The following is a 10,993-nucleotide window of genomic DNA, read 5'->3' on the forward strand; positions in this document are numbered from 1 at the left end:
CGTGGACGCTCGTGGACGCTGTCGTACTTCAGCAGGTGGGCGTTGGCCTTGAGGTCGGCCAGGTCGTTGATCGCCACGACCTCCACGTCGTTGCGGCCGCTCTCGTAGATGGCCCGCAGAACCAGACGGCCGATGCGGCCAAAACCGTTGATCGCTACCTTCACGGACATGCTGTTCTCCGCTGGTGTTCGCGGCCCCGCGAGTGGTCGGGGGCGGCGCCGGCCAGGGCCGGTTGGAAAGAGGGCGCCGGTCGGACGGCCCGCCGCGGCAGGGCGCGGGCGCTTCCGGCCTTCGCCAAGGTGTATACTAATATATCAGATGGGCACGCAAGAGCGGACGACGAGCCGGGCGGCCCGCCGGACAAAATGTCGCGGTTGCTGCGTTGCAAGACAAACCGCGCCCGGCGCTGTTGGCCTGGATTGGACCCGTCAACCGGTACCGCCAGAGGACGATGACTTTCGACGACCGTGCCCCACGGCTTCCCGCCGCCCGCTTCCGCGCCTTGCGCGGTCTTTTCGCCCTGTTTCTCCTGCTGACCGCCGCGCTGGCAGGCATCGCGACCCCGGCATCGGCGCAGATCCCGACGCCCACCCCGCCGGCCCAGGCCGAGGCGGCGCCCAATCCGGAGGAGATCGCCCGCCTGCGCCAGACTCTGGAGGACCCGGAGCGCCGCGCCGCCCTGCTCGGCCAGCTCCGCGCCCTGGAGCAGGCGGAGGAGGCCGCCGCACCGGCGGAGCCGGAGGGGATCGGCACCCGCCTGCTCACCCTGCTGTCGAACCGGCTCGACGGGCTGGGGCAGGAGGCCGCGCTGGCCGGCGACGCCCTGTTGAACGCGCCGCAGGGGCTGCACTGGCTGGAACGGCAGGTGTCCGACCCGGCGCAGCGCGCCGCCTGGGGCTGGCTGGTCGCCGAGCTGGTGCTGGTGGTGGTGGTCGGGCAGGGCGCCCGGCTGATCGCCATCCGCACGCTGCGACGCCCGCGCGCGATGCTGGCGGCCCGGCCCATCCATTCCACACTCGCCAAGGTGCCGCTGCTGCTGGTGCGGTCGCTGTTCGATCTGGCGCCCATCGTGGCCTTCGCCGCCGCCGGCTTCGGCGTGCTGGCGTTGTTCGACCCGCCGCCGGTGGTGCGGGTCCTCGGCGTCACCTTCCTCAACGCCAGCATCTTCGTACAGATCGTCCTGCTGGTCGTCCGGGCGCTGCTCGCTCCGGCCTCGCCCAACCTGCGGCTGATCCCGATGAGCGACGGGTCGGCCCTGCGGCTGCTGCGCTGGTGGCGGACCATCGCCATCACCACGCTCTACGGCATGTTCCTGGCCGAAGCGGCTCGTCGGCTCGGCCTGCCGGCGCAGAGCTACAGCGCGCTGGTGACCCTGGTCGGCCTGGTCGTCGCCGTCATGCTGGCGGTTCTGGTGCTGCAAAGCCGGGAGGCGGTGGCCGCAAGGCTGCGCGGCGGGATCGCGGCGGCGCAGCCGCTGTCCGAGGCGGTGTCGCCGCTTCCGCCGGGACGGCGCGCCGCCGGAGCGGGCCGGATGCTGCGCGCCGCCGGCCGCCGCGTGGCCGACGTCTGGCACGCCATCGCCATTCTCTACATCATCGTCCTGTTCGGCATCTGGGCGCTGGAGATCAGCGGCGGGCTGCTGTTCGTGGTGCAGGCGACGGCGGTGACGCTGGTCGTCGCCGGGATCGCGCGGCTGATCGGGCGGGGGATCACCCGCGCCGCCGCGGCGATTCTGGAGCGCATGGACCGTCGGCGGGGTGCGTCGGCCTGGGCGGCGGGGCGGCTGCGCCGCTATATCGCTCCCATCGCGCGGCTGCTGCACGGGGCGGTGGCCGTTCTGGGCGGGCTGGTGGTGCTGAACGCCTGGGGGCTGGATGTCTGGGGCTGGCTGCAGACGGCCGTCGGCCTGCGCATCGTGGCGTCGGGCCTGTCGCTCCTTCTGGTCGGCGCCATCGCGCTCGGCGTGTGGGAGGTGACCAACGGGCTGATCGAGCGCCATCTGGCGACGACGGACCGCAACGGGCGGGCCATCCAGCGCAGCGCGCGGGTGCGCACCCTGCTGCCGCTGCTGCGCAGCGCCCTGCTGGTAGTGCTGCTGACCTTGGTCACCCTGATCACCCTGTCGGAGCTGGGTCTGAACATCGGGCCGCTGCTGGCCGGTGCCGGCGTGGTCGGCCTGGCCGTCGGCTTCGGCGCGCAGACGCTGGTCAAGGACGTCATCACCGGCCTGTTCATCCTGTTCGAGGACACCATCTCGGTCGGCGACGTCGTCAATGTCGGCGGCAAGGGCGGTCTGGTGGAGGGAATGAACATCCGCACCATCCGCCTGCGCGACTTCGACGGGACGGTCCACACCATCCCCTTCAGCGCGGTCACCAGCGTGTCGAACATGACGAAGGACTTCAGCTACTACGTGTTCGACGTGGCGATCCCCTATCACGAGAACGCCGACCGCGTGGTCTCCGTGCTGCACGGCATCGGCGACGAACTGCGCAAGGACCCGCGCTTCGCACCGCTGATCCTGGAGCCGCTGGAGGTGCTGGGCGTCGATTCCTTTCAGGAGTCCGCCGCGGTCATCAAGGCGCGGATCAAGACGCTGCCCATCCAGCAATGGAACGTCGGGCGGGAGTTCAACGGCCGCATGAAGGCGCGCTTCATCGAGCTGGGAATCGACTTCCCGCTGCCGCAGCGCACGCTGCACATCGCCCGCGGCGCGGCGGAGGTGCTGGCCGGGATGGGGGCCGAGGCGGGCGCCGCCAATGCCGGCCGGATGCGCCACGCCGGGGCTGCGGAATAAGGGGCTGCGCTCATCCCCACGGTCTTGCAAAAAAGTGACGGGGCCATGTCGATTTCGCTTGAGCCCCGCCATCGTCACGGCTATATCAGCGCTCCCGCGTCACCCCAAGAGACGCGGGGTAAAGAGCAGACGATGCGCTTGTGGCGGAATTGGTAGACGCGCTAGGTTCAGGTCCTAGTGGCTGAAAGGCCGTGGGGGTTCGAGTCCCTCCAAGCGCACCAACACTTCTTGTGTTGGTCTGATATTATAGTGGGGCCATAGCTCAGCTGGGAGAGCGCTATAATGGCATTGTAGAGGTCAGGAGTTCGATCCTCCTTGGCTCCACCATCATGAAGCCAGCAACCCTGACGGGTTGCTGGCTTTTCCCTTTTTACGGCCCTTACCGTCATCGGGTCCGACGGCGGCGCCATCGCCAACGGGACCGAGTGGCCCGTTCATGCCGCGGCGACGACCAGCAGAGCGACGGTCAGCGCCACCGCGTCCTCGATCAGCGCCGCCGGCCGGTCGCGGCCGAAGGCGGCGGCCATGCGCCGGCGCGCCGCATATCCGAGGAGCGTTCCGGCGACCGCGCCCACCCCACCGGCAATCAGACCGGGGACCCATGCGCCCACGTTCGCACCGATGGCCGCACCCGCGATGGCGCCGCCGGCGATGCGGCTGGCGAAGGGGAAGGGGCGTTTGCGGCTGGGGGTGTTCGGCAGCTTGTCGGTGACCAGCTCCGCCACCGCCATTGCAGTGAAAACCCAGGGTGAGACCGGGTGGCCGAGGAAGAACAGCCAGCTTCCCGACAGGTCGAGCCAGCCGCCATAGGCGGCCCAGGAGACGGCCGCCGGCGCGAGCAGGGTGCGCGAACCGGCGACGGCGCCGATCAAAACGGCCCAGAACAGGACGGCGGAGAACAGGACGGTCATCGTGGGCTCCGCGTCAATCGGTCCGGCGTTCGCGCAGACGGTGGATCAGGGTCCGGACCGCCCCGGCGCGGGTGCCGGGACCGCCATGGAGCAGACGGAGCGCCGCCAGGATCAGCGCCGCGTCGCCGTCGCGCGGCGGGTCGGTGTGGGGAAGCCACCGGCCGCGCCGCACCGAGACGGTCTTCACCCGCGTCATCTCCAGCAGCCCTTCGGCCCCGCGCGTGACGCCCCAGCCGCTGGCGCGCCGCCCCCCGAAGGGCAGGCGGGGGTCGGCGGTCGGCACGATCAGGTCGTTGACCGTCACCGTTCCGGCGTCCAGCCGCCCGGCCAGCGCGCAGGCCTCCGCCTCCGGCCCGAAGACCGAGGCGCCGAGCGCGTAGGGGCTTTGCGCGGCGGCCTCCAGCGCTTCCTCCATGTCGCGGATGGGCACCAGCGACAGGATGGGGGCGAACAGCTCCTCGCGCAGCAACGCCATGCCCGGCCGCGCGTCGGCCACGATCAGCGGCGCCATCGCCGGGGCCGAGTCTTCTGGCAACGGGCCGAGCGGGCGGGCGCCCTCCGCCACCGCCGCGCGGACCAGCCCGACGAGGCGCCGCCGCACCGGCAGGGGCACCGCCGCCGGCGGGATCGCCGCCACGCAGCCGGCCAAGGCACGCTCAAGTTCCGCCGCCAGGGTGTGCGGCACGAAGACCCGGCGTGGCGCGATGCAGGTGGCGGAGCCGTTGAGGCGCAGGCCAAAAGCGAGAGCGCGGGCGACCGTGCCGAGGTCGGTGCCGGGCAGGATGAACACCGCGTCGTTGCCCGACAGTTCCATGGTGGAGGGCACCAGCGCTTCGGCGAGCTGGCGGGCCACCGCCCGGCCGGTGCCGGCCGATCCGGTCAGCACCAGCTTGTCGATGCCGGCATTGATCGCGTCGGACACCGCGTCGGGGGACTCGTCCAGAAGCTGGAACAGGCCGTCCGGCAGACCGGCCTCGGCCAGCCAGTCGGCCAGCCGCTCCATCGGCGCGGAGCAGCCGGGCGCCGGCTTGACCAGCACCGCGTTCCCGGCGGTCAGCGCCTGAAGCGCCTGCACCCCCGGCAGCAGCAGCGGGTAATTGGAGGGGCCGACGATCAGGACGGTGCCGAACGGCTCCCGCCGCACATCCGCCGTGACTCCGAACAGCCAGACCGGACGGCCGCGCGCCCCCAGCCGCCGCGGCGCCAGCAGAGCGACGGCCTCGCGCTCCAGGAAGCGGCAGGCCTCGGCCAGTGGCAAAACCTCCGCGCTCAGGCTCTCGGCGGCGGTGCGTCCGGGGCGGGTGGCCAGCGCATGCACAAGCTCTTCCGCGTCCGCCGCGATGCGACGGCGGATCTTGCGGATGATGGACAGTCTTCCGGCTGTATTGCCGCCGGCCCACGCCGATCGTGCAGACAAAAATGGATCGCTGCTCCCGTTTGTCCAAGGGGTTACACCTGGAGAGGTGGGATTGTGGCTGTGATCCATTTCTGGTCCATGTTCGTAACTGCCTTCACACAAGTCGGCAGCTTGGGAGCGTTTGGCAAGCGGATGGAACGGCAAGTCGTGATCATTGGCGCTGGGCCGGGTGGATTGGCATCCGCGATGCTCCTGGCGCTCACCGGGGCGAAGGTCACCGTGCTGGAACGGCAGGACCGCGTCGGCGGCCGGTCGGCCGGCTTCGCGCTCGACGGGTATCGCTTCGACAGCGGCCCGACCTTCTTCCTGTATCCCCGCATCCTGGAGGAGATCTTCGAGGCCTGCGGGCGCCGCCTGTCGGATGAGGTCGACCTGATCCGCCTCGACCCGCTCTACCGGCTGGTCTTCGAGGCCGGCGGGGAGCTGCGGGTCCACGCCGAGATGAAAGCGCTGATGGCCGAGATCGCGCGGCTCAACCCGCGCGATTCCCAGGGGCTGCCGCGCTTCCTGGCCGATAACCGGGCGAAGATGGAGCTGTTCCGCCCGATCCTGGAGACCGACTTCTCCAGCCCCTGGGCGCTGGCGTCGCTGCCGATGCTGAAGGCGCTGGGACGGCTTTCGCCGCAGCGTTCGGTCGATCGCGACCTGTCCCGTTACTTCCAGGACCCGCGCGTCCGCCTCGCCTTTTCCTTCCAGAGCAAGTATCTGGGCATGTCGCCCTTCCGCTGCCCCAGCCTGTTCACCATCCTCTCCTTCCTGGAGCACGAGCACGGCGTCTTCCACCCGCGCGGCGGCACCGAGGCGGTGATGGAGGCGATGCGGCGGGTGGCCGAGGATCTCGGCGTCACCGTCCGGCTGAACGAGACGGTGCGCCACATCCGCTTCCAGGGCCGGCGCGCCGTGGGGGTGCGGACGGAGGCCGGCGAGTACCCGGCCGACGCGCTGGTCATCAACGCCGACTTCGCCCGCGCGATGACGACCCTGGTGCCCGACGATCTGCGCCGCCGCTGGAGCGACGCCCGCATCGCCACCAAGAAATTCTCCTGCTCCACCTTCATGCTCTATCTGGGCATCGAGGGCCGGATCGACGGGCTGGACCACCACACCGTCTATCTGGCGGAGGATTACGCCCGCAACCTCGCGGAGATCGAGGACGGCCGCGAGATGCCGCGCCGCCCGTCGATCTACGTGCAGAACGCCTGCGTCAGCGACCCGGATCTCGCCCCGCCCGGCGGCAGCACCCTCTACATCCTGGTGCCGGTCGGCCACCAGCGCGGCCACATCGACTGGAAGGCCGAGGCGCCGCGCTACCGCCGCCTCGTGCTCGACCGGCTGGCCGGCTTCGGCCTGAGCGATCTGGAGCGCCGCATCCGGGTGGAGCGGGTGGTGACGCCGGCCGACTGGGACAGCCACTTCGCGGTGCACCGCGGCGCCACCTTCAATCTGGCGCACAGCCTGGACCAAATGCTTCACCTGCGACCGCACAACCGGTTCGAGGATCTGGACGGCGTTTATCTGGTCGGCGGCGGCACCCACCCCGGCAGCGGCCTGCCGGTCATCTTCGAAGGCGCGCGCATCACGTCGCGGTTGCTGGCCTCGGAACTGGGCCTGCCGACGCCCTGGCGCAGCGAAACCATGGGACTGTCCGGCCTGCCCAAGCGGGCCGTAGCGGGGGGACTGGCATGACGGATCGGATCGCGGTGATCGGCGGAGGCCTGGGCGGGCTGGCGTCGGCGGTGGTGCTCGCGGCGCGCGGCCACAAGGTGGTGCTTCTGGAGAGGAACGACTGGGTCGGCGGCAAGGCGGCGGTGCTGGAGGAGGGCGGCTTCCGCTTCGACATGGGGCCGACGATCCTGACGGTGCCGCGCGTCCTGCGCCGCATCCTGGCGGAGGCCGGCTGCGACCTCGACCGCGAGCTGGAGCTGGTCCGGCTGGAGCCGCAATGGCGCTGCTTCTTCGATGACGGCACGGTGCTGGACCTGTCGGAGAACATCGGCGCGATGGCCGCGGAACTCGACCGGCTGACCCCCGGCCGCGGCGCCGGGGAGGGCTATCGCCGCTTCCAGGCCTTGTCGGAGCGTCTGCACGGCATCTCCGAGCGCTTCTTCTTCTGGAAGTCGGTGGAGGATCTCGGCGACACGCTGAAGGTCCGCGACAGCCTGAACGCCAGCACCCTGTCCGACGTGCTGGCGCTGCGCATGGGCAGCACGGTGGCCGGCACCATCCGCAGCCACGTCCCCGACGCCCGCGCCGCCCAGATGCTCGACCATTTCACCCAGTATGTCGGGTCCTCCCCCTACGGCTCCCCGGCGGTGCTCTGCGCCATCGCGCACATGCAGACCAACGACGGCGTCTGGTACCCGATGGGGGGCACCCGCGCGGTTCCGCTGGCGCTGGAGCGGGTGGCGCGGCGCCTCGGCGTCGAAATCCGCACCGGCACCGGCGTGCGCCGGCTGGAGGTGACCGACAAGCGCGTCACCGCCGTCGAGACCGAGGGTGGGGAGCGCATCCCGGTGTCGGCGGTGGTCTCCAACATGGATTCCGTCCGCACCTACGAGGAGCTGGTGGGCGGCGCCCCGGCCAAGCGCTTCCGCAAGCGCCGCCGCTACGAGCCGGCCTGCTCGGGCGTGGTCTTCTATCTCGGGCTCGACCGCGGCTACGACCACCTGCTGCACCACGACTTCGTCTTCTCCCGCGACCCGGCGGAAGAGTTCGACTGGATCTACCGCCGCGGCGAGCCGGCGCCCGACCCGACCTGCTACATCGCCGCCCCCGCCCGCACCGAGCCCGGCGTGGCGCCGCTGGGGGGCGAGGCGCTCTATGTGCTGGTCCACACCCCCTATCTGCGGCCGCACCACGACTGGTCGCGGATGCTGCCGGACTACCGCCGCACCGTCTTCGACAAGCTGAAGCGCACCGCCGGCATGGCCGACCTGGAGGACCGCATCCGCGTCGAGCGCGTCCTGACCCCGCAGGACATCCACGACCGCTACCGTGTGCTGAACGGCGCCATCTACGGGCTGGCCAGCCACGGCCGCTTCATGGGCGCCTTCAAGCCGGGCAACCGTTCGCGCGACGTGGAGGGGCTGTATCTGGCCGGCGGGGCCGCCCATCCGGGGCCGGGCATGCCGATGGTGCTGATGTCGGGCTGGATCGCCGCCGACAGCCTGGACCAGGACCTGCGGAGCGGGGCGCGCGACGGCGACCTGCGCGCCGTCGCCTGAGCGGCGGGCCGGATATGGGACCGGGCATGGAGGACGACGGGCTGAGGGACGATCCGGTCGCGCTGCGCTCGCCGGCGCTCTGCCGCTTCTTCGGCGCCGTCATGGCGCGGCGGATGCGGCGCGGCTTCCACGCGGTGCGGCTGGCCCGGCCGGGCTGGCCGGACCTACCGACGGGCCGGCCGGTGATCGTCTGCCTGAACCACCCGTCCTGGTGGGACCCCGCCTTGCTGATCGTGATGGGGACCACCCGCTACCGCGACCGGCCGGGCTACGGCCCCATCGAGGCGGCGATGCTGCGCCGCTACCGCTTCATGGCGCGCATCGGCCTGTTCGGGGTCGAGCCGGGCCGGGCCGGGGCCGCCGCCTTCCTGCGCCACGGCCGGCGCATCCTGGCCGACCCGCGGTCCATGCTGTGGATCACCGCGGAGGGCGCCTTCACCGACCCGCGCCGCCGCCCGGTCCGCCTGCGTCCGGGCATCGCCCATCTGGTCCGCTGCGCGCCGGAGGCTTTGGTGGTGCCGCTCGCCGTGGAATACCCGTTCTGGGACGAGAGCGCGCCGGAGGCGCTGGCCCGTTTCGGCGAGCCCATGCCGGCGTCCGACTTCGCCGGCCGGCCGGTGCCGGACATCGCCGCCGCGCTGGAGCGGCGGCTGGAAACAACGATGGACGCGCTGGCCCTCGACGCCCAGAGCCGCGACCCGGCACGCTTCCTGACGCTGATCGACGGCACGGCGGGAGTCGGCGGCGTCTACGACCTGTGGCGCCGGGCGCAGGCGTGGGCGGGCGGGCACCGCTTCAGCCCCAAGCATGGTGACGCATCCGATAAGGAAAGGGGTTCCCGCCGATGAGCGTCCTCATGCTGCTGGCCGCTCTGTCGCTGGCGCTCGCCCTGCTGCCGCTGGGGCTGGGCCTCGTGAACCTGTGCCTCTACCGCAGCCCACGGGCCGAGCCGCCGCCCGGCGGCGCCGTCAGCATCCTGATCCCTGCCCGCAACGAGGAGGCCACCGTCGCCGCCGCGGTGCGGGCGGCGCTGTCCAGCTGCGGCGTGACGGTGGAGGTGGTGGTGCTGGACGACCATTCCACCGACCGCACGGCGGAGATCGTTCGAGCTATTGCCGCCCGCGACCCGCGCCTGCGTTTGGAGACGGCGCCGCCGCTGCCGCCGGGCTGGTCGGGCAAGCAGCACGCCTGCCAGACGCTCGCCGGGCTGGCGCGGCACCCGGTGCTGCTGTTCCAGGACGCCGACGTGCGGCTGGCTCCGGACGCCGCCCGGCTGGCCTGCGGCGCGCTGCTGGCGGGCCGGGCGGGGCTGGTCAGCGGCTTCCCGCGCCAGGAGACCGGCACCCTGGCCGAGGCGCTGGTGATCCCGCTGATCCATGTGCTTCTGCTCGGCTATTTGCCGATGGTCGGGATGCGCTGGTCGTCCAGCCCGGGATTCGCCGCCGCCTGCGGCCAACTGATCGCGGTGCGGCGGGACGCCTACGAGACGGCCGGCGGCCACGCCGCCATCGCGACGTCGCTGCACGACGGGGTGACTCTGCCGCGTGCCTTCCGCCGGGCAGGGCAGGGGAGCGACCTGTTCGACGCGACCGGCCTCGCCCGCTGCCGGATGTATCGCGGCTGGCGGGAGGTGTGGTCCGGCTTCTCGAAAAACGCGACGGAGGGGATGGCGACCCCGGTCGCCTTGCCGGTCTGGACCCTGCTGCTGTTCGGCGGCCACGTCCTGCCCTGGCTGCTGCTGGGCTGGGCGGCTCTGGCCCCGCTGCCGGATGCGGCGGTCACCCTGGCGGTACTGGCCGCAGCGGCGGGGCTGTCGTTCCGCGTGCTGCTGGCCGTCCGTTTCCGTCAGAGTCTGGCCGGCGCGCTGCTCCATCCGGTGGGCATCCTGATCCTGCTGGCGATCCAATGGTCGGCGCTGCTGCGCGCCCGCCGGGGTCGTCCGGCGGAATGGCGGGGTCGCGCCTATCCGTCCACCTCCAAAACGGGTGCACCATGATTCCTTGGCAATTCCAGAACGCCCGTCGCGTCACAGTGGGCGGATGGCTGGCGGCGCTGGCGTTCGGTCTTGCAACAGCCCAGGCCGCCGCCGCCGACCTGGCCATCACCGTCGCCAACGTCGCGAACGCCCAGGGAAAGGTGCTGGTCGCGGTGTGCACGCCGGAGACGTTCCTAGGGCCCAACTGTCCCTACACCGCAGCGGAACCGGCGCGGCCGGGCAGCGTCACCGTGGTGGTGCACAAGGTGCCGCCCGGCACCTACGCGGTGCAGGCCTTTCATGACGAGAATCAGAATCTCGAACTCGACCGCAACTTCCTCGGCCTGCCGAAGGAGGGAATAGGCTTCAGCAACGATGCCCCCATGCGCTTCGGTCCGCCGCGCTACACCGACGCCACCCTGGCGGTCGCCGAGCCTATAACGCGGACGATGCTGACGTTGCGCTACCTGATCGAGCGTTGATGCTGCGCTGATGGCTCATTGTGACGCTGGCGTTTCAGAAAAAATGCCGGTCGATGGAAAAAAGCTCTTGCCGGGTTTGGCCGACCCGCCTATAACCCGGCTCCCACGACGCCGGGGCCGCTGAGAAGCGCGACGGCGGCAAGGGAACAGAAGATAAGGCGAAGTAATGTCGGGCCAGTGTGAAAAC

General features: G+C 71.2%; 9 protein-coding genes and 2 tRNA genes. 8 read left to right on the top strand and 3 right to left on the bottom strand.

Features of this window, described 5'->3' with window-relative positions; all coding sequences use genetic code 11:
• Positions 1-170: glyceraldehyde 3-phosphate dehydrogenase NAD-binding domain-containing protein (locus AC1DVI_RS31305; RefSeq protein ID WP_476961310.1), on the bottom strand; the 170-nt coding region annotated here is incomplete at its 3' end.
• 281 nt (positions 171-451) lie between these two features.
• Between AC1DVI_RS31305 and AC1DVI_RS31310 the strand changes: the two genes are divergently transcribed.
• The 3 genes from AC1DVI_RS31310 to AC1DVI_RS31320 all read left to right on the top strand — a co-directional run bounded on the left by AC1DVI_RS31310 (position 452) and on the right by AC1DVI_RS31320 (position 3,124).
• The gene (locus tag AC1DVI_RS31310) at positions 452-2,797 is read left to right on the top strand and encodes a mechanosensitive ion channel domain-containing protein (protein WP_476961302.1); all 2,346 of its coding nucleotides are present in this window, start codon (positions 452-454) and stop codon (positions 2,795-2,797) included.
• A gap of 134 nt (positions 2,798-2,931) precedes the next feature.
• Positions 2,932-3,018: transfer RNA gene (locus AC1DVI_RS31315), tRNA-Leu, on the top strand.
• A 30-nt stretch (positions 3,019-3,048) separates the two neighbouring features.
• Positions 3,049-3,124: transfer RNA gene (locus AC1DVI_RS31320), tRNA-Ala, on the top strand.
• Positions 3,125-3,231: 107 nt separating this feature from the next.
• Here the strand turns inward: AC1DVI_RS31320 and AC1DVI_RS31325 are convergent.
• The gene (locus AC1DVI_RS31325; protein WP_476961303.1) at positions 3,232-3,708 is read right to left on the bottom strand and encodes a DUF4126 family protein; all 477 of its coding nucleotides are present in this window, start codon (positions 3,706-3,708) and stop codon (positions 3,232-3,234) included.
• 13 nt (positions 3,709-3,721) lie between these two features.
• Positions 3,722-5,194, bottom strand: coding sequence for an aldehyde dehydrogenase family protein (locus AC1DVI_RS31330; RefSeq protein WP_476961304.1), 1,473 nt, complete (start codon positions 5,192-5,194; stop codon positions 3,722-3,724).
• Between the two features lie 63 nt (positions 5,195-5,257).
• Between AC1DVI_RS31330 and crtI the strand changes: the two genes are divergently transcribed.
• The 5 genes from crtI to AC1DVI_RS31355 are packed head-to-tail and all read left to right on the top strand — an operon-like array spanning position 5,258 to position 10,806.
• Positions 5,258-6,811 (top strand): phytoene desaturase family protein, encoded by a 1,554-nt coding sequence (gene crtI, locus AC1DVI_RS31335; RefSeq protein WP_476961305.1) that lies wholly within the window; start codon positions 5,258-5,260, stop codon positions 6,809-6,811.
• Positions 6,808-8,349, top strand: coding sequence for a phytoene desaturase family protein (locus tag AC1DVI_RS31340; protein ID WP_476961306.1), 1,542 nt, complete (start codon positions 6,808-6,810; stop codon positions 8,347-8,349). Before crtI ends, AC1DVI_RS31340 begins: the two co-directional genes overlap by 4 nt.
• Positions 8,350-8,363: 14 nt before the next feature.
• On the top strand, positions 8,364-9,197 hold the full coding sequence (locus tag AC1DVI_RS31345) for a lysophospholipid acyltransferase family protein (protein ID WP_476961307.1): 834 nt from the start codon (positions 8,364-8,366) through the stop codon (positions 9,195-9,197).
• A complete protein-coding gene (locus AC1DVI_RS31350; protein WP_476961308.1) occupies positions 9,194-10,345 on the top strand; it encodes a glycosyltransferase family 2 protein in 1,152 nt (383 codons plus the stop codon). The genes AC1DVI_RS31345 and AC1DVI_RS31350 overlap by 4 nt, the downstream gene beginning before the upstream one ends.
• Positions 10,342-10,806 carry a DUF2141 domain-containing protein gene (locus AC1DVI_RS31355; RefSeq protein WP_476961309.1) on the top strand — a complete coding sequence of 155 codons (465 nt, stop codon included), beginning with the start codon at positions 10,342-10,344 and terminating at the stop codon, positions 10,804-10,806. The genes AC1DVI_RS31350 and AC1DVI_RS31355 overlap by 4 nt, the downstream gene beginning before the upstream one ends.
• Positions 10,807-10,993: the final 187 nt, after the last annotated feature.

It is taken from the genome of Azospirillum sp. P4_B5, assembly GCF_056402275.1.

What these genes read in the sequence shown, in the direction of transcription:
- AC1DVI_RS31310 (WP_476961302.1), top strand. Translation starts at nt 452, where the DNA reads ATGACTTTCGACGACCGTGCCCCACGGCTTCCCGCCGCCCGCTTCCGC.
- AC1DVI_RS31325 (WP_476961303.1), bottom strand. Translation starts at nt 3,708, where the DNA reads ATGACCGTCCTGTTCTCCGCCGTCCTGTTCTGGGCCGTTTTGATCGGC.
- AC1DVI_RS31330 (WP_476961304.1), bottom strand. Translation starts at nt 5,194, where the DNA reads ATGGATCACAGCCACAATCCCACCTCTCCAGGTGTAACCCCTTGGACA.
- crtI (WP_476961305.1), top strand. Translation starts at nt 5,258, where the DNA reads ATGGAACGGCAAGTCGTGATCATTGGCGCTGGGCCGGGTGGATTGGCA.
- AC1DVI_RS31340 (WP_476961306.1), top strand. Translation starts at nt 6,808, where the DNA reads ATGACGGATCGGATCGCGGTGATCGGCGGAGGCCTGGGCGGGCTGGCG.
- AC1DVI_RS31345 (WP_476961307.1), top strand. Translation starts at nt 8,364, where the DNA reads ATGGGACCGGGCATGGAGGACGACGGGCTGAGGGACGATCCGGTCGCG.
- AC1DVI_RS31350 (WP_476961308.1), top strand. Translation starts at nt 9,194, where the DNA reads ATGAGCGTCCTCATGCTGCTGGCCGCTCTGTCGCTGGCGCTCGCCCTG.
- AC1DVI_RS31355 (WP_476961309.1), top strand. Translation starts at nt 10,342, where the DNA reads ATGATTCCTTGGCAATTCCAGAACGCCCGTCGCGTCACAGTGGGCGGA.